The organism is Salinicola sp. CPA57, assembly GCF_003206035.1.
Taxonomy (GTDB): Bacteria; Pseudomonadota; Gammaproteobacteria; order Pseudomonadales; family Halomonadaceae; genus Salinicola; species Salinicola socius.
This window is the reverse complement of the sequence record NZ_PZJR01000003.1, coordinates 629,432-653,998: the sequence shown is the minus strand read 5'-3', so window position 1 is coordinate 653,998 and position 24,567 is coordinate 629,432. Positions and strand designations below refer to the sequence as shown.

The 24,567-nt window shown below is 61.7% G+C and carries 18 protein-coding genes; 11 read left to right on the top strand and 7 right to left on the bottom strand.

Annotated features, from left to right (window positions below):
• The first annotated feature begins 75 nt into the window (after positions 1-75).
• From moaC to DOM36_RS05230, 4 genes are all read left to right on the top strand, one after another.
• Entirely contained in the window at positions 76-906 is an 831-nt protein-coding gene (gene moaC / locus DOM36_RS05245) for a cyclic pyranopterin monophosphate synthase MoaC (RefSeq protein ID WP_075570161.1), read from the top strand.
• 22 nt (positions 907-928) lie between these two features.
• Positions 929-1,384 carry a molybdopterin synthase catalytic subunit MoaE gene (gene moaE / locus DOM36_RS05240; RefSeq protein WP_075570181.1) on the top strand — a complete coding sequence of 152 codons (456 nt, stop codon included), beginning with the start codon at positions 929-931 and terminating at the stop codon, positions 1,382-1,384.
• On the top strand, positions 1,381-2,370 hold the full coding sequence (gene moaA, locus DOM36_RS05235; RefSeq protein ID WP_110641688.1) for a GTP 3',8-cyclase MoaA: 990 nt from the start codon (positions 1,381-1,383) through the stop codon (positions 2,368-2,370). The genes moaE and moaA overlap by 4 nt, the downstream gene beginning before the upstream one ends.
• A gap of 159 nt (positions 2,371-2,529) precedes the next feature.
• Positions 2,530-2,820 carry an H-NS family nucleoid-associated regulatory protein gene (locus DOM36_RS05230; protein WP_075570163.1) on the top strand — a complete coding sequence of 97 codons (291 nt, stop codon included), beginning with the start codon at positions 2,530-2,532 and terminating at the stop codon, positions 2,818-2,820.
• Between the two features lie 171 nt (positions 2,821-2,991).
• Here the strand turns inward: DOM36_RS05230 and DOM36_RS05225 are convergent, their stop codons facing one another.
• Positions 2,992-4,680, bottom strand: coding sequence for a ribonuclease J (locus DOM36_RS05225; RefSeq protein WP_348626377.1), 1,689 nt, complete (start codon positions 4,678-4,680; stop codon positions 2,992-2,994).
• A gap of 264 nt (positions 4,681-4,944) precedes the next feature.
• On the opposite strand from DOM36_RS05225, the gene purU reads away from it, so the two are divergent.
• The gene (gene purU, locus DOM36_RS05220) at positions 4,945-5,793 is read left to right on the top strand and encodes a formyltetrahydrofolate deformylase (protein WP_075570164.1); all 849 of its coding nucleotides are present in this window, start codon (positions 4,945-4,947) and stop codon (positions 5,791-5,793) included.
• Positions 5,794-5,824: 31 nt separating this feature from the next.
• Here purU and dinB read toward each other — a convergent pair whose 3' ends face one another.
• Both dinB and lexA read right to left on the bottom strand, forming a co-directional pair.
• Positions 5,825-6,901 (bottom strand): DNA polymerase IV, encoded by a 1,077-nt coding sequence (gene dinB, locus DOM36_RS05215; protein WP_110641934.1) that lies wholly within the window; start codon positions 6,899-6,901, stop codon positions 5,825-5,827.
• Between the two features lie 19 nt (positions 6,902-6,920).
• Positions 6,921-7,568, bottom strand: coding sequence for a transcriptional repressor LexA (lexA, locus tag DOM36_RS05210; protein ID WP_110641686.1), 648 nt, complete (start codon positions 7,566-7,568; stop codon positions 6,921-6,923).
• A 289-nt stretch (positions 7,569-7,857) separates the two neighbouring features.
• On the opposite strand from lexA, the gene DOM36_RS05205 reads away from it, so the two are divergent.
• The 3 genes from DOM36_RS05205 (at position 7,858) to DOM36_RS05195 (ending at position 10,288) form a co-directional block, all read left to right on the top strand.
• Positions 7,858-8,526 carry a TetR/AcrR family transcriptional regulator gene (locus DOM36_RS05205; RefSeq protein WP_110641684.1) on the top strand — a complete coding sequence of 223 codons (669 nt, stop codon included), beginning with the start codon at positions 7,858-7,860 and terminating at the stop codon, positions 8,524-8,526.
• Between the two features lie 86 nt (positions 8,527-8,612).
• Positions 8,613-9,629 (top strand): beta-N-acetylhexosaminidase, encoded by a 1,017-nt coding sequence (gene nagZ, locus DOM36_RS05200; RefSeq protein ID WP_110641682.1) that lies wholly within the window; start codon positions 8,613-8,615, stop codon positions 9,627-9,629.
• A gap of 86 nt (positions 9,630-9,715) precedes the next feature.
• The gene (locus DOM36_RS05195) at positions 9,716-10,288 is read left to right on the top strand and encodes a hypoxanthine-guanine phosphoribosyltransferase (protein WP_110641680.1); all 573 of its coding nucleotides are present in this window, start codon (positions 9,716-9,718) and stop codon (positions 10,286-10,288) included.
• 121 nt (positions 10,289-10,409) lie between these two features.
• Here DOM36_RS05195 and DOM36_RS05190 read toward each other — a convergent pair whose 3' ends face one another.
• Positions 10,410-11,243 carry a pyruvate, water dikinase regulatory protein gene (locus DOM36_RS05190; RefSeq protein ID WP_075570170.1) on the bottom strand — a complete coding sequence of 278 codons (834 nt, stop codon included), beginning with the start codon at positions 11,241-11,243 and terminating at the stop codon, positions 10,410-10,412.
• Positions 11,244-11,523: 280 nt separating this feature from the next.
• Here DOM36_RS05190 and ppsA point away from each other — a divergent pair, with 280 nt between their 5' ends.
• Positions 11,524-13,896, top strand: coding sequence for a phosphoenolpyruvate synthase (gene ppsA, locus DOM36_RS05185; protein ID WP_110641678.1), 2,373 nt, complete (start codon positions 11,524-11,526; stop codon positions 13,894-13,896).
• A gap of 74 nt (positions 13,897-13,970) precedes the next feature.
• Here the strand turns inward: ppsA and DOM36_RS05180 are convergent, their stop codons facing one another.
• The 3 genes from DOM36_RS05180 to acnB form a co-directional block, all read right to left on the bottom strand.
• Entirely contained in the window at positions 13,971-15,785 is a 1,815-nt protein-coding gene (locus DOM36_RS05180; protein ID WP_110641676.1) for a glycerophosphodiester phosphodiesterase, read from the bottom strand.
• Positions 15,786-15,958: 173 nt separating this feature from the next.
• On the bottom strand, positions 15,959-16,555 hold the full coding sequence (locus DOM36_RS05175; RefSeq protein ID WP_075570173.1) for an outer membrane beta-barrel protein: 597 nt from the start codon (positions 16,553-16,555) through the stop codon (positions 15,959-15,961).
• A gap of 243 nt (positions 16,556-16,798) precedes the next feature.
• Positions 16,799-19,402: a bifunctional aconitate hydratase 2/2-methylisocitrate dehydratase gene (gene acnB / locus DOM36_RS05170; protein WP_110641933.1), complete on the bottom strand. Its 2,604-nt coding sequence runs from the start codon at positions 19,400-19,402 to the stop codon at positions 16,799-16,801.
• Positions 19,403-19,811: 409 nt separating this feature from the next.
• Between acnB and DOM36_RS05165 the strand changes: the two genes are divergently transcribed.
• Together DOM36_RS05165 and DOM36_RS05160 are read left to right on the top strand one after the other, a co-directional pair.
• The gene (locus DOM36_RS05165) at positions 19,812-20,474 is read left to right on the top strand and encodes a tRNA-(ms[2]io[6]A)-hydroxylase (RefSeq protein ID WP_232823732.1); all 663 of its coding nucleotides are present in this window, start codon (positions 19,812-19,814) and stop codon (positions 20,472-20,474) included.
• Positions 20,475-20,617: 143 nt separating this feature from the next.
• On the top strand, positions 20,618-24,520 hold the full coding sequence (locus DOM36_RS05160) for an AAA family ATPase (RefSeq protein WP_075570174.1): 3,903 nt from the start codon (positions 20,618-20,620) through the stop codon (positions 24,518-24,520).
• The last annotated feature ends 47 nt before the right edge of the window (positions 24,521-24,567 follow it).

Sequence of the window (24,567 nt, the reverse complement as noted above, 5' to 3'; positions counted from 1 at the left end):
GAAGGCGGGCATGAATGCGACGGTCGCACTACACTTTATGCTTGATTCAATGATCGGAAACGAGGCGAATTCAACATGACGCTCACGCATCTCAACGCGCGTGGTGAAGCGCACATGGTCGATGTCGCCGATAAGCAGGAGACGCGGCGCGAAGCGCGAGCTCGCGGTGCCGTTCATATGCAGGCTTCGACCCTGGCATTGCTGTCCGAAGGCGGATTGCCGAAAGGTGATGTTCTGGCCACGGCGAGGATCGCCGGGATTCAGGCTGCCAAGCGCACCCACGAACTGATTCCGCTCTGCCATGCGCTGGCGCTGTCGAAGGTCACCGTCGAATTTACCCTGGATGCGGAACACGACTGTGTTCACGTCGAGGCGTTCTGTCGGCTCAATGGCCGGACCGGCGTCGAGATGGAAGCGTTGACGGCTGTCTCGGTGGCGTGTCTGACGCTATACGACATGTGTAAAGCGGTCGACAAGGGCATGACCATCGATGGGGTTCGGCTGGAAGAAAAGCGCGGCGGACGCTCGGGAGAATGGCTGCGCGAGACGGCGCCCGAGTCGACGCAGCGTCCAGAGAATGAGGCACCGGAAGAAGCCATCGAACCGTCATCGATGGGGTTGATCGATCCTTCCGGCGCGGTATCGACAGCAAGCGATCTCAAGGTTCAGTTTCTGGCCGAGCTGCGTGAAAGATTCGAGATGCCCGAGATCTTGCTGAGTTGGGACCAGCTCCCGTCTCATGACATCGCCGGGGTCAAGCTAGCCCTGATCAACCAGGATCCGAAGTTCAAGGCGCTGCAGAACCAGCGTGTGCTTTGCGCCCGCAATGACGCCATGTGCCAGGATGGGGCGGCCATTGTGCGGGGGGATCGGATCGCATTCTTTCCGCCGGTTACCGGCGGTTGAACGAGAGGGGATCGTCGTGAGGATTGCCATCAACGTACACGATGCACGCTTCGATGCCGAAGTTGAGCAGCAGCGGCTGACGGCAGGGCGGTCCGATGTCGGTGCCGTCGTCAGCTTTACCGGCCGGGTAAGGGATTTCAACGAGCGCCCGGATGTCACCGCACTGACTCTGGAACATTTTCCCGGGATGACCGAGAAGGCGCTGCATGAGATTGCCCGGGAAGCCGGGGAGCGCTGGGCGCTTCAGGGCGTGACTATCATTCATCGTATCGGGCGTCTCGAGCCGGGAGATGCCATTGTCCTGGTCATGACTGCCAGCGCGCATCGTCGCGCGGCGTTCGAGGCGTGTGATTTCATCATGGACTATCTGAAAACGCGGGCCCCTTTCTGGAAAAAAGAGCATACCGACCATGGCTCTTACTGGGTGTCCGAACGACAAAGCGATCGCGAGGCTGCGGATCGCTGGGAGCATTCATGACCGCTTTGATCGACAAGTTCTCGCGCCAGGTTCGCTACGTGCGAATCTCGGTGACGGATCGGTGTGATTTTCGCTGTGTCTACTGCATGAGCGAAGAGATGACCTTCTTGCCAAGGGCTCAGGTGCTGTCTCTGGAAGAGCTGCATCAGGTCGCTCGTGCGTTCTCCGAACTGGGCGTGGAGAAGATACGCCTGACCGGCGGCGAGCCGTTGGTACGCAAGGGTATCGATGATCTGGTTGCGGGTATCGGGGCGCTGCCGGGGCTCAAGGACTTCTCCATGACCACCAACGGTGCAGGGTTGCGCAAGCACGCTGAAGCGCTGCATCGCGGCGGAATGACGCGTCTCAACGTCAGCCTGGACTCCCTGAACGGGGAGCGCTTTCGCCAGCTCACGCGGACCGGGGACCTGAACAAGGTCATCGATGGTATTCACGCAGCCCAGGATGCCGGCTTCGAGAAGATCAAGCTCAATGCGGTCATTCTCCGAGGTCGCAATGACGATGAAGTTCTGGATCTGGTGGACTTCGCTCGCGATGAGCATCTGGATATCAGCTTTATCGAGGAAATGCCGCTGGGCGATGTGTCGGATCACTCACGGGGGGAGACGTTCTATTCAAGCGATGATGTGCAGAAAGAGATCGAATCCCGTTATGCGCTGATGCCGTCGACGGAGACAACGGCGGGCCCCTCGCGCTACTTCCGCATGGCGGATAGTGCCAGTCGCATCGGTTTTATCTCCCCTCATAGTCATAATTTCTGCAGCACCTGCAATCGAGTCCGTGTCACCGTCGAAGGGCGTCTGTTGCTGTGTCTGGGCAATGAGCATTCTGTCGATCTACGTGAGACTTTGCGCCGCTATCCTGGCGATCTGACACCGCTCAAGGAGCAGATTGTCGCTGCCATGGATTTGAAGCCGGAACGTCATCACTTTACGACCGACGGTGATGTGCAGGTCGTGCGGTTCATGAATATGACAGGTGGTTGAACTGCTATTTCTCTAATCCGGCGCCAGTTTGTTCTGGATAAAGGCACGCGAATGACGCGTGCCTTTTTGATTTAATTTCTTGCCAAAAAGGATGGTGAGAATATACTTTCATCAAAACAAGCGGTGTGAGCCGTAATGAAATCTGGGAAGGAGAGGACGATGTCCACCGAATCATTGGAGCGCATCGCTCGAAACAAGAATGTCGCGCGGGCTGCTGCGCGTCAGCTGAGCATGGAGCAGCTGCATAAGCTCTCTGAAGTCATCAGCGAAGTGATCGAGCAGAAGCAGGAAGAAGATCATGAGCGCCTCAAAGAAGAGGCTGACAAGCAGAAGAAGTTGGCCGAGATTCGGGAAGCCATGAACAATGCCGGATTGTCGATGGACGACCTGGTAGGCGAGCAGCCCCGGAAGCGTCGTGGGCGTCCGCCGAAGAATGCCAACAAAGGCTGAACCCGGTATCCATGCGCCAAGGCATGTCCGGTATCGTTGTCGAAAGGCATGTCCGAGATCGTTGTCGAAAGACATGTGCGATATTGGCGAAAGGCAGGCTGATCCGGTGTCGGCCTCGTGACAAAAGCGCGTCTGTCATCCAACAGGCGCGCTTTTTCATTGGCCGACGGTTCAACGAGAATGAACCGAGCGGACCTCGTATTCCGGCTGGGGGTCGGCGGGCATCAACTGAAGGTGAATTTCCGGTAGCGCGGGCAGGCGCTCTCGTAACCAGTCGCGCAAGGGGCCGAACAGCTGCTGACGAAGTTGCAGCAGCGTCTCTGCCGGTATGGTGTCTATTCGTTCATCCAGCCAATCGGCTAGCGAGTCCTCATCCAGGGGAAGAGCTATTTCGCTGTCCCACAGCAGTCGACCGATACGAGTCCAGCCTGTCTCGGTGGGCAGTACATTCAGGGCAATCGACAACGAGTGGGAATGCTTGCGAGCCGATACGGGTTGTGTGGGTTCGCCGGCGCGCGCGCGCGATCCAATCAACTGCGGTCTCAGGTGGTGCTGGGTTCTGACAACCAGCGTTTCCGCCTCCAGGGCCAGAACGGTGCCGTTCCTGACCAGATGGGGCACGTGAATGCCGAGATCTGCTGCCAGTTCACGATGCGCTTCCTGATGCGACGCTTCCCCGTGAACGGGCAATAATAGTTTCGGTTTTAACCAGCGGTAGAGCTGGCGCAGTTCTTCTCGAGCGGGATGTCCCGAGGCGTGCAGGGCCGGGTCGGTGTGCTCATCGTGCACGTTGACACCGAGCCGCTTGAAGCCGGCCTTGAGTCGTTCGATCTGGCGCTCGTTACCGGGAATGGCTCGGGCCGAGAAAATCACGTCGTCCTGTGGTTGCAGATCCAAGGCGGGGTGTCTGCCCTGGGCCATCCGCGATAGCGCCGAGCGCGGCTCCCCCTGACTCCCGGTGGCGATGATCAGCACCTCTTCGGGATACAGGTAGCCCAGATCGTGCGTCGGCACTCGAGGCGGGAAATCATCGAGATACCCCAGCTGAAGAGCGATCGACACCATCCGCTCCATCGAACGGCCAAGCAGGGCCACTCGACGCCCGCTGCGTTCGGCGATCCCGCCCAGCGCCTTGATACGGGCGATATTGCTGGCAAAACAGCTGACCACGACGCGACCCCGGCAGTTCTGGATGACCGCCTCCAGCGCGCTGGCAGCTTCCGTCTCGCTGCGCGAATGGCCTTCGACGTCGGCGTTGGTCGAGTCGGCCACTACCAGATCGACCGGAGCCAGGGTCTCAAACTGGCTGGCGGACAGCGGGGCGCCGATAAGCGGGCGTTCGTCGAGTTTCCAGTCGCCGGTATGCAGAACGCGATGGCGTGGGGTGACGAGGGAGAGCGCGCAGCTTTCCGGTATCGAGTGCGTCACCGGCAAGAAAGTGACTTCGAAAGCGCCGGACGTCACGCAAGTGCCCGGTTGAACAGGCTTCAGCGCATCGGTCCTGAGCCCCTGCTCGATGAACTTGGCCCGCAGCAGCTCAATGGCCAGCGGGGTGGCATAGACCGGACAATTCCAGCGGGGCCAGATCCAGGCCAGTGCGCCCAGATGGTCTTCATGACCATGGGTGATGAAGACGGCGGAGGGGCCCATCGCGTGGGCTGCGAGGTGTTCGACATCGGGAATCTGGAGGGGCTGATCCGGCAGGTCCTGTCGGATCATCATGCCGCAGTCGACGGCGATCCAATCGCCGTCATAGCCATAAAGCGACAGATTCATGCCGATCTCTCCGCAGCCGCCCAGCGGATGGAACAGCAACGGTGGATAGGTGCGGGGGCGTATCTGCGCGCGCGGACGGAACATCGGCATCCTTAAAGGGTGAAATCTGGTTTCACTATAAGTCATGCGTCTCGACCCGCTCAAACTCGTCGAGGCGGTGGCTGGCCTCCGCGGTTGCGTTACAATACCGCTTTCGTCGAAGCGGCGGGCCGCGCCGGGTCATGCCGGGGATGATCCGTCATCCGGAATCGTCCTTTAGAGCGGCTTTCGAACCAGCGCGTGTTTTCGAGTCACCGCACAAGTTCGTGCCACCGCGTATTTCCGAGTCAGAGAGTGTTACCGAGAGCCATGCCGCACAATTACCGTTTGATCGTTTCCTGCCCCGACCGCGTGGGCATCGTCTCGCGCGTATCGGGATTCATCGCTGCCCAGGATGGCTCGATCGTCGAAGCCAGTCAGCATTCCGATCTGGATATGGGGCGATTTTTCATGCGCTACGACATTCAGTCCAATGCGCTGAGCGCCGACGCGTTCCGTGAGGCGTTCGCTCCCATCGCCGACGAGTTCGAGATGACCTGGCGACTGAGTGACACCGGCCGGCGTCCGCGGGTGGTGATCATGGTGTCGCGGGAATCCCACTGCCTGGTCGATCTGCTCTATCGCTGGTCCGCCGGTGAACTCGACTGCGATATTCCCTGCGTGATCTCCAACCATGAAGACCTGCGCGCCCTGGTGGCGTGGCACGGTATACCGTTTCACCACGTGCCGGTCGATCCCGAAGACAAGGCTTCCGCTTTCGCCCGGACCGAGCGTCTGATCGAAGCGGCCGAAGCCGACTGCGTGGTGCTGGCGCGATACATGCAGATCCTGCCACCGGATATCTGCCAGCGTTATGCTGGGCGGGTGATCAATATCCACCACAGCTTTTTGCCGTCGTTCGCCGGCGCCAAACCCTATCATCAGGCCTTCGAGCGTGGCGTCAAACTGATCGGCGCGACCTGCCACTACGTTACCGAAGAGCTCGATGCCGGGCCGATCATCGAACAGGACATCCAGCGCGTGTCGCACTGCCATACGCCACAGGATCTGGTGCGGCTGGGGCGTGACGTGGAAAAGGCGGTGCTGTCACGGGGCCTGCGCTGGCATCTGCAGGACCGCGTGCTCATTCACGGCAACAAGACGGTGGTGTTCTCGTGAGCGTGTTTGCTTGACCAGCGCCGACCGGAGCTCAGGGTAGGCGCGTGCCGGGCGCATCGAGGTCGTCGAACAACCCCAACTGGTGATGATCCGGTTCCGGCATCAGGCGAACACCCACGCCGAGCAATCTGACGGGACGTTCTCCCCGATGCCAGGCGCTCTCCAGCAGTTCGTGAAAGCGCGCGTGAATGATGCCGGTGGCTCCCGTCTCCTGGGTAGTGCTGGCGAAGTCGTTGAACCGGACTTTGACGAACTGTTTGGCGATGGCTGGATCTCCGTGCCGCGCCAGGCGATCGTGGAGTTTCTCGATCAACGGCGCCAACGCCTGATGGCAGCCGGCAAGGTGGGGGAGGTCATGGTCGTAGGTGGTTTCGACACTGACCGATTTTCGCTCGCGGGAGACGTTGACCGGCCGATCATCGATGCCGTGGGCGAGTTCGTGAAGTCTTCGGCCGAACTTGCCGAACTGATCCAGCAGCCGGTCCAGTGGCTGAATGCGCAGGTCGCGGCAACTGGCGATCCCCAGGGCGTCGAGTTTGGCCGCCGTTGCGGGGCCGACACCGTGAAGCTTTTTCACCGGCAGATCGGTGATGAATGACTCCGTCCGTTCCGGCGGAATCACGAACAGACCGTCAGGCTTGTCCCAGTCACTGGCGATCTTGGCGAGAAACTTGTTGGGCGCGGCACCTACGGAAATGACGATTCCCGTTCTCGCGAGCGCTTCCTCCTTGAGCCATCGGGCCATCCAGGTGGCGCTGCCCTGGAACCGAGACACTTGCGTGACGTCGAGATAGGCTTCGTCGAGAGACAGCGGTTCGACCAGTGGCGTCAGCTCGTGGAAGATGGTCTGGATCTGTCGCGAGACCTCTCGATACTTGTCGAAGTCGGGTGAAATCACCTTCAGCTGGGGACACAAGCGCAAGGCGCGCGCCGTGGGCATCGCCGAGTGTACGCCGAACTTGCGGGCCGGGTAGTTGCAGGTGGCGATCACACCGCGGCGATCGGCGCTTCCCCCGATCGCCAGCGGCACACCCTGCAGAGAAGGGTCGTCGCGCATCTCCACGGCCGCGTAGAAGCAGTCGCAGTCGGCGTGCAGGATCTTGCGCACGGGGTCGGACACTGACGACTCAGTGGAGGCCCGAGCCATTGCCACCGCGAATGACGCCGACTCCCAATCCTTCGATTTCCAGATGCTGAAGTTCGAGATCGACCACGATCGGCTCGAAATCGGCGTTTTCGGCGATCAACGTGACGCGGCTGCCCTCGCGCTGAAAACGCTTGACGGTGACATCGTCATCCAGTCGTGCCACGACGATCTGCCCATTGCGTATTTGCTGGGTCCGATGCACGGCGAGCAGGTCGCCATCGAAGATGCCGGCATCCTTCATCGAGAGCCCGCGTACGCGCAGGAGATAATCGGCGCTGGGGGAGAAGTAGTCGGCCGGCAGCGGGCAGTAGCGGTCGATATGTTCGGTCGCGAGAATCGGGCTGCCGGCAGCGACGCTACCGATGATCGGCAAACCGGACGACTGAGGCTCGGCGGGCTCGGATTCGTTGCCACTGGCCGGCAGGCGAATCCCGCGAGACGTTCCGGGGATCATGCGGATGACGCCTTTCCGGTCCAGCGCTCGCAGGTGTTCCTCGGCAGCGTTGGGGGAGCGAAAGCCCAGCGCTCGGGCGATCTCGGCTCGCGTTGGCGGGTAGCCGAACTCGGCCATCGTCTTGACGATGAAGTCATAGACAGTCTGCTGCCGTGCGGTGAGCGGTCTCGCCATTGGGTCTCTCCCGGGCCTGTGTCATCGATCTGATTGGTGCGAGCCTGCTTGAATCGCCAGGCGCTTTCTGACCGTCTGCCAGGTTCATGCGGGCCCGGCAAATGGTCAGGCGTGTTCATGCATACAGGCTGGAATTGTATCCAGTCATTGTCGGCGAGGGAAGTGCCTTTCGGCTCGAGTTGGCGGGGTGGTGACCCCGACCCGACGAATTGGCGGATTGTGCCTCTCGTCACGGAATGATTAGAATCATAATCGTTCTAAGTTGTTGTTCTCTGGCGCGAGGTAAGACATGGCCCATTCCGACACCGTTACTCGTATTCTCGATACGGCGGAGGTCCTTTTTGCCGAAAAGGGTTTCGCTGAAACCTCGCTGCGCAACATCACGACGCGAGCCAAGGTCAATCTGGCTGCCGTGAATTATCATTTCGGTTCCAAGAAATCGCTGATCCAGGCGGTGTTCGCCCGCTATCTCGATCCGTTCTCGCAGCGCTTGAACGCGGCACTCGATGGGCTGGAGTCGCGCTACCAGGGCAAACAGGTGCCTCTCGAGGTGCTGCTGGAGCAGCTGGCCGTCAGCGTTCTGGAGGTGCCGGGCGAACGCAACAGCCTCAAGGTTTTCATGAAATTGCTGGGCCTGGCATATGCCCAGGCGCAGGGTCATCTCCGGCGCTATATCCAGGAGCACTACGGCGAAACGTTTCGCCGGTTCGTGGCGTGGCTGCGCCTGGCAACGCCGGATCTTCCGGATGCCGAGCGTTTCTGGCGTCTGCATTTCATGCTGGGCACGGTGGTCTTCACGCTTTCGGGCCTGGACGCGTTGCGAGATATCGCCGATAGCGAGTACCAGGAGCACATGTCGGTTCGGGAGCTGATCCGGCATCTGCGGCCCGTCGTGGTAGCCGGCATGCAGGCGCCGCTGCCGGCATCGCTGGAGGGGATCGACGCGGCCGTGGAGTGAGTCGGTCCCTCTGGCGGCCGGCTGGCTCTGTCATGCAGCAGCGGTGTCGTCTAGAATCGGGCGCTCAATGGTCTCAGGTGTTTGCTATGACTCAACCTCTCGGTCCGGTCATGCTGGATGTGGAAGGGACTCATCTGCGTGATGAGGAGCGGCAGTTGATTGCTCGCGCGGAGGTCGGCGGCGTGCTGCTGTTTGCCAGAAATACGCCGGACGTTGCCACCACCCGGACGCTGATCGGGCAGATTCGTGAATGCCGCCCCGACATTCTGGTGGCGATCGACCAGGAAGGTGGCCGGGTACAGCGTTTGAAGGAGGGGGTGACGCAGATTCCCTCCATGGCAACGCTGGGTCGGCAATTCGCCGAGTCTCCCGAAGCGGCATTGACGCTGACCCAGGACACGGGCTGGCTCCTGGGCATGGAGATGGCGGCCTGTGGCTTCGATGTGACCTTTGCGCCGGTTCTGGATCTCGACGATGACCGCTCTCCGGCCATCGGTTCGCGGAGTTTTTCTCCGGATCCGGAGGTGGTCACGGCATTGGCTGGTGCGTTCATCGAAGGGCTTCACGAAGCGGGTATGGTCGCGATCGGCAAGCATTTCCCCGGGCACGGCGGGGCTCGCCAGGACTCCCACTTCAAGGTGGCGGAAGACCCCCGCTCGCTGGCGGAGCTGCGCGAGCACGATCTGGTTCCTTTCGCCAGGTTGGCCGGCAAGCTGGATGGCATCATGCCGGCGCATGTCATCTATTCCGCCTTCGACGACCGCCCGGCCGGCTTCTCGCCCAGTTGGCTCGGCATGTTGCGCGAAGAGCTGGGATTCAAGGGCGCAATCTTTTCGGATGACCTGACCATGGCCGCGGCACATGCTGCCGGGTCGCCCAGCGAGCGGGCCGAGGCCGCCTGGAATGCGGGATGTGACATGGCCGTGATCTGCAATGCCCCCGAGGCTGCCCGAGAGGTCGTCGCGGCCTCTGAAGGCCGTCAGGCGCCGCGGATCGCCAAGTTGCGTTACGCGCGGGCGCGTCCCAGTCTGGAATCGTTGGGCGCCATCGCCCGGTGGCGACGCACCCACGTTCGTCTCGAGGCGCTCAGCCAATCCGAGTGATGGATACCGGGCGCCGTTTCCTGTCTATTCCGGTGGCGGCAGATCGATGAATCTGCCGCCGCTCTTTTCATGGTGAATCGTAAACGATGACTCAAGTCTCACCGATCGATGCGCTGAGCTCGATGCAGGATGTCATGGACAACGCCGATTGCCTGATCGATCAGACCCAGGTCGAGCAAGCCCTGGATCGCATGGCTGCCGATATCACGCGCGACTTGGATGACAAACTGCCGGTCTTCTACTGCGTCATGAATGGCGGTCTGATTACTACGGGCCATCTGCTGACGCGGCTCGGATTTCCGCTGGAGGTCGATTATCTTCACGCCACTCGCTATCGCGGCGGCATTCGCGGTGGCGAGCTGTTCTGGCGCGTGTCGCCGGAAGTGCCCATGGCGGGCCGTCATGTGGTGATCGTCGACGACATCCTGGATGAAGGGGCGACGCTGGCGGCGATCCTCGAGTATTGCCGCCAGGCCGGCGCGGCAAGCATTTCCACCGCAGTGCTGGTCGACAAGCGCCACGATCGCAAATCTTCTCCCGACCTCAAAGCGGACTACTGTGGTCTGGAAGTCGTTGACCGTTACGTGTTCGGCTTCGGCATGGACTACAAGGGATATTGGCGCAACGCGCCGGGCATCTTTGCGCCCAAGGGGCTGTGACCAGGGGCTTGTGACCAAGGGGCTTTGATTAAGGGGCTTGTGACCAAGAGGCTTGTGGCCATGCGTCTCGCCCCTTGCCTGGGCTATCCCGGTCGAGCCGCCTGCCACGCTTTCGGCCCGCTCAACGCGGGCTGAATCGTCTCTGAAGACCGGTCTCGTTCATCATTCGCGTCGAAATCTCCTCGATCGAAAAGCGCGTGGTGTCGATGTAGGAAATATTGTGGCGGCGATAGAGTGCTTCCGCCTGGCCGATCTCCTGCATGCACTGGTCCATCGAACAGTAACGGCTGTCGGGACGGCGTTCGGTTCGAATCGCCGACAGTCGGCGTGCGTCGATGGTCAAGCCAAACAGCTTGTGACGATGTCTGGACAGCGTCGGGGGCAGGTTGAGAATGCCGTTCTCGTCCAGGTCGTCCTCGGTCAGCGGATAGTTGGCCGCGCGAATGCCGAACTGCAGCGCCAGGTAGAGCGAGGTGGGTGTCTTGCCGCACCGGGAGACACCGATCAGGATGACGTCCGCTTCCTCGTATTGATGTGTGCGTGCGCCGTCGTCGTTGTCCAGCGCGAAATTGACCGCCTCGATCCGATGCATGTAGACGTCGTCGCGGCCGATCGCATGCGTGCGGCCGACGGTGTAGGTCGAATGGGTCTCCAGTTCCACCTCGAGCGGAGCGAGAAAGGTGGAAAAGATATCGACCTTGAACGCCGATGACTGCGAAACGATATCGCGAATCGCCTGGTCGACGATGGTGTCGATGACGATGGGGCGAATGCCGTCGCGCTCGGCGGTGGCCTCGATGATGCCGACCAGCGAGCGTGCCTTGTCGAGCGTGTCGATATACGGCTTGGTGACCTGGATGAAGTCTGTATTCTCGAACTGGGAGAGCAGGCTGCGACCCAGGGTTTCCGCGGTAATGCCGGTGCCGTCGGAGATGAAGAAAGCGGTGCGGGGCATGGCGTTCCATCCGTGTTTGTCGAACGGCTATTGTCGATCGAAATCTCCGCTGCGGGCAACTCGTTGACTTTGCGGACGCCGCGCCGGTCTCGCCGACTACAGGAATCCCGGAAAACGCGGAATTCCTGTAGTAATACTCCAAACCCTACGCCCTTAAACTTGTGGCTAAGCCCAAAGTCGCCTGTTAGCTTCTGGCTCCATCGAGGTGCAGCGGGATGCGCCATGGGCAAAAGAAGATGGCCAGTGAACCTTGGCCGGACGAGACCACCAGGAGATGACTTTGGAACCGTTCATCATCACGTTCGAGCAACTGGGAATGTCCGACGTCGAGCGCGTCGGCGGCAAGAACGCCTCGCTGGGGGAAATGATCTCCAATCTGGCGGATGCCGGTGTCACCGTGCCGGGTGGGTTCGCGACCACGGCGCACGCCTATCGCGAGTTTCTGGCCCATGACGGGTTGAATGATCGTATCAACGCCGAGCTCGCCAGGCTCGATGTCGACGACACCGAGTTGCTGGCCAAAGTGGGCGCGAAAGTGCGTCAGTGGGTGATCGATACGCCGTTGCCGCCAGCTTTCGAAAGTGCGCTGGCCGATGCCTATCAGACTCTGCAAGCCAGGCATCCCAATCTCAAGGTGGCGGTACGTTCGTCGGCAACGGCGGAGGATCTGCCCGATGCATCGTTCGCGGGCCAGCAGGAAACCTTCCTCAATATCGATGGTTTCGACAACGTCAAACGGGCGGTTCATGAGGTCTTCGCCTCGCTGTTCAACGATCGTGCCATCTCCTACCGCGTGCACCGCGGCTACGCTCACGAGAATGTGGCTCTCTCTGCCGGGGTGCAGAAGATGGTGCGTTCCGAGACCGCCTCGGCCGGCGTGATGTTCACGCTGGATACCGAATCGGGCTATCGTGATGCGGTCTTCGTGACCGGTGCCTGGGGGCTGGGCGAGACGGTGGTGCAGGGCGCGGTCAACCCCGACGAGTTCTACGTCCACAAGCCGACGCTGGCGGCAGGCAAGCCGGCGGTGCTGCGGCGTACGCTGGGGTCCAAGAGAATCAAGATGGTCTATACCGATGACGCCGCCGCAGGTCGATCGGTCAAGACCGTCGACGTGGCTCACGCGGATCGTCAGCGCTTCTGCCTCAGCGATGACGACGTCATGGATCTGGCGCGTCAGGCCGTGACCATCGAGAAGCACTATGGTCGGCCGATGGACATCGAGTGGGCCCGCGACGGCGATGATGGCAAGCTCTATATCGTTCAGGCGCGACCGGAAACGGTGGTGTCGAATCAGCAAGTGGGCTCCCTCGAGCGGTTCACGCTCAAGCACAAGAGTCGCGTACTGGTCGAGGGTCGCGCCATCGGACAGCGCATCGGTCAAGGCAAGGTCAAGCTGGTGGGATCGCCGGAAGAGATGCACAAGGTGCAGCCTGGCGACGTACTGGTGACCGACATGACCGATCCGGACTGGGAGCCGATCATGAAGCGGGCTTCCGCGATCGTGACCAACCGCGGCGGGCGCACCTGCCATGCGGCGATCATCGCTCGCGAGCTGGGTATTCCCGCGGTAGTGGGCTGTGGCGATGCCACCACGTTGCTGGAAGACGATGTCGAAGTGACGGTTTCCTGTGCCGAGGGCGATACCGGCCATGTCTATCAGGGCAAGCTCGAGTTCGAGTGTCAGACGACCAGCGTCGATGGCATGCCCGAGATTCCGTTCAAGATCATGATGAACGTCGGCAACCCCGACCGAGCCTTCGCCTTCGCGGGACTGCCCAACGACGGCATCGGACTGGCGCGTCTGGAGTTCATCATCAACCGCATGATCGGAGTCCATCCGCGAGCATTGATGGACTACGACAAGCTCTCCAGCGACCTGCAGCAGACCATCGACCTGCGTACGGCGGGCTACGCCGATCCGGTCAGTTTTTATGTCGATCGCCTCGTCGAGGGCATCTCGACGCTGGCGGCTGCGTTCTACCCCAAGCGGGTGATCGTGCGGCTGTCGGATTTCAAGTCCAATGAATACGAGAACCTGATCGGGGGCAAACTCTACGAGCCGGGTGAAGAGAACCCGATGCTGGGCTTCCGCGGCGCATCACGCTATATCTCGGACGATTTCCGCGCCTGTTTCGAGCTGGAATGTCGGGCCCTGAAGCGTGTTCGCGACGAGATGGGGCTCACCAATGTCGAGATCATGGTGCCGTTCGTGCGCACCCCTGCCGAAGGCAAGGCGGTTGTCGATCTGCTCGAGGCCAACGGCCTCAAGCGCGGCGAAGCGGGGCTGAAGATCATCATGATGTGCGAGCTGCCCTCGAATGCGTTGCTGGCCGACGAGTTCCTCGAGCACTTCGACGGTTTCTCCATCGGCTCCAACGATCTGACGCAGCTGACGCTGGGGTTGGATCGGGATTCCGCGATCATCGCGCACCTTTTCGATGAGCGTGATCCTGCCGTCAAGAAGCTACTGTCGATGGCGATTCAGGCTTGCAAGGCGCAGGGCAAGTACGTAGGCATCTGCGGTCAGGGTCCATCGGATCATCCGGAACTCGCCAAATGGCTGATGGAGCAGGGTATCGATTCCGTCTCCCTGAATCCGGATGCCGTACTCGAGACCTGGTTCATGTTGGCGGGTGAAACCCTGGGCTGAGCCTCGCCCCCACGACACGTTTCCGAGCCGGCCGGCGCGATGCATTCGCGCCGGCTTTTTCGTGCCGTCGATAGTCAGGAACGCAGCCAGTTGCGCAGTTTGACCAGCAGCAGCTCACCGTCGGACATCCCGCGGCGCTCCTCGAGAATTCGGGTCAATGCTTCGGGGCGATCGGTGATGATGTTGTCGACGCCCATATCCAGATAGCGTGACATGTCACCGATGTCGTTGACGGTCCATACCGCGACACCGCGGCCGCTGTCATGGATGGTTCGCAGCAGACTCGGCGTCGCCTGCGTGTGGCGCAAGCCGATGATATCGGCGTCCGTCGTGTTCAGTGCGCCGGGCAGCACGAACTGCAGAAAGAGCGTGGTGCGCATGTCGTCGTCGAGTCCCTTGACCATCTCTATGACACCGGGAGACAGCGACGCGATGACGGCATGATCCGTCATCCGGCTGGCTTTCAGTTGGGCGAGAACCTGGCGGGCCAGCTGCTCGGCGGTCCCGGGCGTCGGCTTGAGCTCGACATAGAGCCCGATACGATGTTTCGCGTTGTCGAGAATCTGCTGGAAGGTGGGAATGCGTTCACCGACAAAGGCGTCGCCGAAGTAGGAGCCCACGTCGACCTGCTCGATCTCCTCGAGCGTCATGTCGCTGATATTGCGATCGACGCCGGTCAGCCGGCTGAGATTGTTGTCGTGGGAGACGACGACCTCGCCGTCACCGCTCAGACGCACGTCGAGCTCCAGATAGTCGGCGCCGTCGACGATGGCCTGGTTCATGGCCGCCAGCGTGTTTTCCGGCGCGACCAGCGAACTCCCGCGATGGGCGGTAATGGTGACATGATCGTTGATCTCGAAGCCGTGCAGTATCCATCCCGCCTGGCCCAGCGCGAACACCAGTAGCAGGATTTCCGCGCCCCAGGCGATGACCCCGGAGCGTTGTGGTATGGCAGCGGAGCGAAATACTGCCACGCGTCCGATGGCACGGTGATAGAGCGTGATGACCAGCATGCTGTTGGCCGCGATACCCAGAAAGGTCAGCGCGATCGTGGTGACGATATAGAGCGCCAGATAAGCCAGCATGGCCGGTACCAGCACGCTGTTGCGCTCGGGCAGCTGACCCAGCAGCGCACTGCCCAGCGCATTGAAGCCGAGGGTGAAGACGATCGGAATGGCGATCACCAGCAGGGCGATGCCGACCACCAGCAGCGCCATGCGGAAACGCCGGCCTTGGGTCAGCTCGCGGCTACGTTCCAGGGCGGCAATTGGCTTCAAGCCTTCCAGCATCATCGAGGGCAGAGCCAGGAACCAGCGAAAATAGAGGGCGGCGCTCAGCAGTACGAGAACCAGGAGGATGGGCGTGGCGATCGCAACAAAATCCCACAGCACTGGCGGTTTGAGATGAATCAGAATGTAGGGTTCGATATCGCCGAGCATCGCGTGGTACAGATGCGCGAGTCCGATGGCAAACGGCGCGGCAAGCAGCAGGTGACTGCCGACCTGAAGGAAAGTCAGCATCACCAGGGCTGGAAAACGGCGCAGTACGTCCCACAGCGAGCCCATGGCCACGCGATAGCGGTTGCCGGCCGGACTCGAGACGACGAGCATCATTCCGGCCTGCTGGAGAAAAATCACCAGAAAACTGAGCCCCACGGCCGCGAGCAGCCAGATCAGACCCCACGGCGACAGCGCGACATCGAGGATCTGACCGTTGCTGAGCACCGGTCGGCCGATACGATGGAGCAGGCCGGAGAGGGTGTTGGCCGACAGCGGCACCCATACCGCCGAGGCCAGCAGGGTAAAGAATAGATGGAACGCGATCAGCGAGCGCAGGTGGGCGCGAATCTGGCGTGCGATATCCTGAATGAGCGGTCGGGGAGCTAGCATGGCGTCGAGGCGGCGTTCCTTCCTGGATCGAGTTGTCTCGGCGGTGAATGATGACGCGTGACAGAGCGTCATAGTGTTGCCTTCAATCCGTCATATATGCAAGTTGGTGCCGCATGCCGGCAACGGAAAGGCCGCCCGAGGGCGGCCTGGAGGCGACAGTCGAGACGGGCCGTCTAGAATTGCCAGCCCACCGAAGCGGTATAGGTATCGATTTGATAGTCGCTATCGAAATCATAGCGTTCATACTCGGTGCGCAGCAGGAGGTGTTGGTAATGGAACTGGACACCACCGCCATAGACCGGATCGATACCGTCATTGTCATCGAGATCGCCTGAGGTGGCGCCGAGGTTGCCGCTGGCATCCGTTTCCCATCTGGCCATCCCCGCCTTGGCGAAAAGCTCGAAGCCGGCGCCGACCGGTAGCTTGCCGACAAGACTGAGACCGTAGGCCTTGCTCTTGAGATCGACGACGTTGCCGCCGCGAATCAGGTTGGCCTCGCCCAGGTCGGTGTAGAAAGCCTCGGTGGCGAAGTAGCGGTTGTACTCGTAGCCGACGAAAGCCTTGTAGACGCTGTCATCATTATCGACCCGGTAGGTTTCACCGCCGGCGCCGGCGAACTTGCCGATGTCGCTGTCGCTACCCTGTACCTCGCCGTAGCCGCCGCCGATACCGAGATAGAGGCCGTCGGCGTTGGCGGCCTGTGCCGCCGGCGCAGCGAGTACCAGTGGCGATAGCGCGACCGGCAGCGCCATCCAAGCTTGAATCCTCATGGTCGATCTCCTGTTGTTGGGCCTGGGTGGGGACTTGTCGGCCGTACATGTCTTGCCGCTATCCCTCGAGAGAGCGCCACGAGAATAGCGAACAGCGTTTGATGATGGATAGGACTCTAATTTCAGCTTTCGAGGGAAGCAAGGATTACCGCCACTTGCTATGACGAGCACAAAAAAACGCCCCACATCAGCGGGGCGTTTCGGTGACCTCTTCATGAAGCTGCGAGCATCGGAAGAGACGTATCAGGCTTCCTGGGCGACCGGAATGACGGTAGCGGCCGCTTTCTGGAAGTCCTCTATCTCATGGAAGTTCAGGTAGCGGTAGATTTCCCCCGCCATGGCATTGAACTCGCCCATGGTAGCTTTGTATTCCTCGACCGTTGGCAGGCGGCCCTCGACGGCGGCAATCGCCGCAAGTTCTGCCGATGCCAGATAGACATTGGCACCGTCGCCCAATCGGTTGGGGAAGTTGCGCGTTGAGGTGGATACCACGGTGGATTTCGGCGCCACACGTGCCTGGTTGCCCATGCAGAGAGAGCAGCCCGGCATCTCCATGCGCGCGCCAGCCTTGCCGTAAATGCCGTAGTAGCCTTCCTCGGTCAGCTGATGTTGATCCATCTTGGTCGGCGGCGCAAGCCACAGCCGAGTTTTCAGGCTGCCAGGAGGCTGTTTTTCGAGCAATTTCCCGGCGGCACGGAAGTGACCGATGTTGGTCATGCAGGAGCCGATGAAGACTTCGTCGATCTGTGTACCGGCCACTTCGGAAAGTAGGCGGGCGTCGTCCGGATCGTTGGGAGCGCACAGCACCGGCTGGTCGATCTCGGCCAGATCGATCTCGATCACTGCGGCGTATTCGGCGTCGGCATCGGCGCGCATCAGGCTGGGGTCGGCCAGCCATGCTTCCATGGCTTCAATGCGGCGTTCCAGCGTGCGGCGATCGCCATAGCCTGCGCTGATCATCCACTTCAGCAGCGTGACGTTGGAATTCAGATATTCCGTGACGCGATCCTCTCCCAGCGTGATGGTGCAACCGGCGGCACTGCGCTCGGCGGAGGCGTCCGAGAGCTCGAACGCCTGCTCGGCGGTGAGATCCTCGAGACCTTCGATCTCCAGGATGCGACCGGAGAAGATATTTTTCTTGCCGGATTTGGCGACGGTCAGATGACCGCTCTGGATCGCGTAATAGGGAATCGCGTGGACCAGGTCGCGCAGGGTGATGCCGGGTTGACGCTCGCCCTTGAAGCGAACCAGAACCGATTCCGGCATGTCCAGCGGCATGACGCCGGTAGCCGCAGCGAAGGCCACCAGACCCGATCCGGCGGGGAAGGAGATGCCCAGCGGGAAGCGGGTATGGGAGTCACCGCCGGTGCCGACCGTATCCGGCAGCAGCATGCGGTTGAGCCAGGAGTGGATGATGCCGTCGCCGGGACGCAGAGACACGCCCCCACGATTCATGATGAAGTCGGGCAGGGTGTGATGCGTTTCGACGTCGACCGGCTTGGGGTAGGCAGCGGTGTGGCAGAAGGACTGCATCACCAGATCGGCCTGGAAGCCGAGGCACGCCAGGTCCTTGAGCTCGTCGCGAGTCATCGGTCCGGTAGTGTCCTGCGAACCGACGGTGGTCATCTTCGGCTCGCAGTACATGCCGGGGCGAACGCCATCCATGCCGCAGGCCTTGCCGACCATCTTCTGGGCCAGGGTGAATCCCTTGCCGGTATCGATCGGCTGTTCCGGCTTGCGGAAGATGTTCGAGCCCGGCAGGCCAAGTTCATTACGGGCCTTTTCGGTCAGGCCGCGACCGATGATCAGCGGAATACGGCCGCCGGCGCGCACTTCATCGAGAATGACCTGGGTCTTGAGTGCGAAGGTGGAAACCACTTCGTCGCTATCGTGACGGGTCACTTTGCCTTCGTAGGGGAAGACGTCGATCACGTCGCCCATTTCGAGCTTGTCGACGTCCATTTCGATCGGCAGGGCGCCGGCATCTTCCATCGTGTTGAAAAAGATGGGCGCGATCTTGCCGCCGAAGCAGAAACCGCCTGCGCGCTTGTTGGGCACGTACGGAATGTCGTCGCCGAAGAACCACAGCACCGAATTGGTAGCGGACTTGCGCGAGGAGCCGGTGCCCACCACGTCCCCGACATAGGCCACCGGGAAGCCTTTCGCCCTGACCGCTTCGATCTGTGACATAGGCCCTTTGGAACCGGCGACTTCCGGCTCGATGCCTTCGCGGGGGTTCTTGAGCATGGCGTTGGCATGCAGCGGGATGTCCGGTCGTGACCAGGCGTCCGGCGCCGGCGAGAGATCGTCGGTGTTGGTTTCGCCCGGCACCTTGAACACCGCGATGCTGATCTTCTCGGGCAGTGCCGGCCTGGCCAGGAACCACTCGGCATCGGCCCAGGATTCGACCACGCGCTGCGCGATCGCATTGCCATTCTTGGCGCGTTCGGCGACATCGTGGAAGGCATCGAACATCAGCAATGTGTGCTTCAGCTGTTCGCCGACTTCCTGAGCCAGTTCGCTGTCATCGAGCAGTTCGACCAGAGTGGCGATGTTGTAGCCGCCCTGCATCGTTCCCAGAAGCTTGACCGCGTGAATTCTGTCGATCAGCGGTGAGCTCGCTTCACCCTTGGCGATAGCGGTGAGGAACCCTGCCTTGACGTAAGCGGCTTCATCGACGCCCGGCGGCACGCGATCGGTGATCAGTTCGAGGAGAAACGCCTCTTCGCCAGCTGGCGGCTGCTTCAGCAGCTCGATCAGCTGGGCAGTCATTTCGGCGTTCAACGGCTTCGGTGGCACGCCCTCCAGGGCGCGCTCCTCGACATGTTGGCGGTAAGCTTCAAGCACGGTGGAGAGCCTCATCTAGTGTTAGAGCCCGCATGAGCAATGCGTTTTCCCGGTCGCCGGAAGGGGGGATTCCCGTCGACCGAGATCGGCTGCGGTGGGCGCAGCGAAGTCTACGTGAAACTGTCGACAATGTTAAGAAGCCGCTGGTGATCGGCTTTGCGGCGGGTATGTGCGTAGCAAGTCAATGCCACCATGGTCGGGAAAATGGCTATCGAAGTCTGATCCTGCAGGCGCTACCATGACGCCATGCTTCATCGAATCCACTCTGATTCAACGCATCGAGCCAGGCGAACCGCTCCCCGCGCCGCGAATCGCCCTGGGGCGGCCCCGGCCTATCGATGCTATCGGGTGTCTCCTGTCCTCACTTCACGCGCTCGACAGTCACCTGTCGACCGCTCGACTAACGCCCATGCCGACCGAACCCATGACGAATTGCCCCGATTCCGCCACCGACGATCTGCTGCCGGTCGAGCTGCTCGACTTTCTGCCGTGTAACACCCCGCAGCGCTGGATAGACGCGGCGCTGGAGAATCCGGCGCTGCTGCTGATCGACCACGCACAGTGCGAGAAGAAAGCGGCGTCGACCGCCATGAGTCTGATGTTTCGTTACGTCGACCGTCCGGAGCTGTTGACCAAGATGTCGCAGCTGGCCCGTGAAGAGCTTCTGCACTTCGAGCAGGTCGTCGGGCTGATGCAGGAGCGGGGCATCGATTATTCCCATATTCCGGCGTCGCGCTACGCCGAGGGGCTGCGCGAGCACGTGGCGCGCGAGGAGCCCCAGCGCCTGATCGATATCCTGATCGTCGGCGCGTTCATCGAGGCGCGCTCGTGTGAGCGTTTTGCCAGGCTGATCCCCCATCTCGACGAGTCTCTTGCCAGGTTCTATCGCTCGCTGGTGCGATCGGAAGGACGGCATTTCGAGGATTATCTGGGGCTCGCGGAGCGCTATGCCGGCAAGGCCTTCGTCGCGGAGCGGGTGGCCCGCTTCGCAACCCACGAGCAGGCGTTGATTGAAGGCGAAGACGCCATGTTTCGCTTCCATAGCGGCGTGCCGGCAGCGCGGGATCATTGAGCCGCGGACTCGCGCCACTGCACGTTGCCGAGCTGCGGCCGTACCGATCGACTGAGCGGGTCGGGTACGGCCATCTCGCGAGTGATCGTCGGACGGCTGCATCTTGACTGGATGCTGCAACTCTCACCGGACAATGGAAACCCATGAACCCAGGTCGAGCCACAACAACAATCGCGCTCTTCGGACATTTCAGTTATCAGCAGGATGAGCGGACCCTGACGCAGTTCAGCTACGATAAAGTGAAGGCGCTGCTGGTTTACCTGCTGATGCAGGAAACGCCGGTCAGCCGTGCCTCACTGGCGGAAATGCTGTGGCCGGATCAGGGCGTCAAATCCGGGCGGACCAATCTTCGCCATGCCTTGCACTGCCTGCGTCATAGCCTGGGCGATCTTGCCGAGTCATCCCTCTCCGTCACCCGCCAGACGATCGCCTTCGATCTGCCGACGTCCGTGGCCTGGGATCTGCGCGCCGCAGACGGCTTGCTTCACCAGCCGCCGACCGTGGCGACGCTGGAACAGCTGCTCGATCATTATCGCGGCGATCTGCTGGAGGAGCTGCATCTGGGGCAGTGTGTCGTTTTCCAGCAATGGCTGGTGCGCACGCGAGGCGAGTGGAGGCAGCGCTTGATCGAATATGCCGAGCGAGTGCTCGAGACCGCCTCGGCATTGCCCGAGGCGCTGCTGCGGACCCTGATCCATCGCCTCCCCGGCTACGGCCCGTTTCACGAGCGCCTGGTTCGGCAGCTCGCCGAGCACGGGCAGTTCGCCGCCGCCCGCGAGCAGTTCAACGCCTTCCTTCAGCACTTGGCGCTGTCCGGACAGCAGCCCGAGCCCGGTTTTTTGCAGTTGGCGAGATTCTGGTCGGAAGTGCCGGCGCAGGGGTTGGCCGGCACCGACTGGTTGAGTCAGGCGGGTTGCTCCGTTTCTCGCGGGGCGCAGAGGGAGGCGGCGGGCTACTCCGCGGAAGATATCGACTACCGGCAGATCACGGTGATGGCGATTGCGCTGCGACCGGTGGATGCCGGCAACGATCTCGGCCGGGCGCTCGCCTGTCTGAAAGCGCAGGGGCAGCTGTTTCAATGGCTGGAAACCCAGTGTCGTCACTTGGGTGGTTTCTGGCAGGCGGCCGTGGGAAGCGGGGTCGGTCTGGCCTGTTTCGGCACCCACGGGCCCACCCACCAGTTGGCCGAGTTGGTGGCACTTTTCGAGCACTGCCGACAGGGTCTGGCGCGTGAACTCGATAGCGTCTGGGAAGGTGACGACTCGCCACCGCGCTTCACCCTGACGGCGGGGCTGGATAGCGGTCGCGTGATCTGGTTGCCCGAGCGGCAGTCGATCGATCCATTTGGTGACGTGACTCAGGTGGCGTTGGCCATGATGGTGGCCGCGCAGAGCAGTGAGCTCGTGATCTCACTCAATGCCAGTCAGCATCTGCCACCCGCGTTCGATCTTCAGTCGCGGCTGACGCCCCGTTTGATCAGCAGCGACGGACGCGTTCAGCGGCGTGGCCTGGTGCTTGGGGTGGAATCGGCGGGACGCGAGGCCTTGCCGCCCAGTCTGATGGGGCGCGAGTCGGAGTTGCGTCAGCTGCGAGACGCGCTGGCTCGGGTCTCCCTGGGGTTGCGTCAGAGCCTGCTGGTGCTAGGGGATACCGGCATCGGCAAGTCCGCGTTGATGATTCATTTTCGGGAGTCTCTCCAGCATGAAGACGTCGCGGTGTTCTGGCGTCCCACGACTCGGCTATCCAGTCAGAGCTCGTACGGCCTGGTCCAATCGCTGCTTCGCTGGTATCTGGAGCGGGAGCCTGACGGAGAAGCGCTCGGTGCATTGATCGATCGGACGGTTGCGCTGAAGAAAATCGGGAGCGAGCGCCGGCAGTTGCTGATCGATGTGCTGGGTCGCGAGCCGCTGGCGCGCGAGGATGCCGACGAAGCCGTGGAGCTGGTCACGCAGTTGGTCCAGGCGCTGATCCTCGAGATGACCGCGTCGCGCCGGCCGCTGGTGATCATCGTCGATGACCTGCAGTGGCTGGATGAACCCTCGCTCAAGGTGTTGCAGAACCTCCAGGCCAGACTGCCGATTCATACCGCCTCGTTGCTGATCGCCTCGCATCAGAACCGGGAGGTGCCATCGGTCAGATTGAACTGGGATCAACAGGTGATGCTGGCACGCCTCGATGCACGCCAGGCCGCGGACATGCTGGACTATCTGGCTCGACGCCATCGTCTCAAGCTCGGGCCAAGACTGCGCGAACAGTTGATCGAACGGTGCGAAGGCGTCCCCCTCTATCTGCAGGAGATCTGTCGTCGGCTGGAGATCGATCGGCGCGAGGGCCGGCGGCTGGACGTCGACAGTCTGCCGAGCGGGCTGCTGGGGCTGTTGGCGAGTCGCATCGATCAGTTGCAGGGTGATCGGCAGGTTGCGCACATGGCGGCAACGTTTGGTCGCCAGTTCGAAGCGGGCATGTTGGGCGACTGTCTGGAAGCCAGCGACGGTGCGCTCAAGGTCGCGCTGGAGCAGATGCGGCGGTTGGAGATCATCGAACCCTGCGAGACCCATCCCTACGACTTTCAGTTCACCCACCCGCTGCTGCAGGAAGCGGCCTATCTCTCCTGCCCGCAGGACGTCCGTGTCGTGCTGCATCAGCGGGTGGTGGAAGTGATCGAGTCCCGCTACCCCGCCTGGATCAGCCGTCATCCGGGGGATTTCGCCGAGCATCTTCGGCGCGGGGGAGATCCGGCTCGCGCTGCCCGCTATTTCGAGATGGCGGCTCGCGGCGGGCTCAAGGTGAGCGCCAATCGCACGGCCCTGAAGATGGCGGAATCCGGCCTGGCTTGCCTGAACGAAGGTTCCGCTGGTGGCGCCGAGCGTCAGATCAGTCTGCTGACAGTGAAGGGGCAAGCCTGCTATGCGCTGGAAGGACATGGTTCGCGGGCGGCGCACGAGAGCTTCATTCAGGCGCAGAAAATGTGGCAGGGCTCGGTGCTGGATGACGAGGAGGCCGATGATCAGGCGTTTCTGGTGACCTGGGGGCTGTGGGTGGGCGCGAGCCAGCGTCACGCCAATCGCGACGCGGAATCTCTGGCCGCGCAGCTGCGCGAGCTCGCCCAGCGCATCGATGATGTGCGCTATCAGCGCCTGGCGCTTTATGCCCGAGCCCATGGGGAGTACTGGAGCGGTCAGGTATCGCTGGCCTATGAACACCTCGATCAGATCGATCCGCTGAACCAGCCGATGGTACTGGAGTGGTTGCCCTACTCCGATCACCCTCAGGTGGCGGCAGCCTGCTACCAGAGTTGGGCACTGTGCCTGCGTGGCGATTACCGCCGCGCGGAACAGCAGATGGAAGCCGCCATCCGGCTGGCGGAATCCGTTCGTCATCCTGGGTCGCTGGCCATGGCCCTGATTTTTGCCGCCTCGCTCTATCGTCAGCTCGGGCATATTCATCTCGCAACCGAGCGTGGCAGGCGTGCCCATGAAATGACCCGCACGGCGGACCTGCAGCGCTGGCACTGGGAGGCCGACTGCGTTCTCGGATGGAGTCAGTCGCTGGCGGGGGAGCCCCAGGGCTTGCAGCGCATCGAGTCCAGCGTCGCCCGGCTGAGCGAGCTGACCGGTCGCGAGCCCCACCAGCGCCCGTTCCTGTGGTACGGAGACGCTTGTCTGGCGCTCAATGACGTCGCGCGCGCAGTGGCGTATCTGGAGCCGTGTCTCCACCAGGCACGGACGCGGCGTTCGTTGATGATGCCGCAGATAGCGTTGCAGATGGCTCGCGCCAGGCATCGCTTGGGGGATGACATGCAGCGCGTGGCGGACCTGATCGAAGAAGCCAGAAGCTGGTCCCTCGAGGCAGGCAGTGCGCACATGGAGTTGAAAAGCCTGGAGATGTGGCTCTCCCTGGTCGATCCAACCGATGGCGAGAAGCAGAAAGCGCTGCGCTATCGGCTGGGAGAAGTGGCACTGTCCGATGCTCCGGTCCTGACTCGCTGGCGAACGCTGCTGGACAATGTCAGCGCCACGTCTCGTACGCCGGACTATCAGCTATGATCACGGCCGACAGCCATGACCATGGCCGAGGAAACCATCGTCGTCGC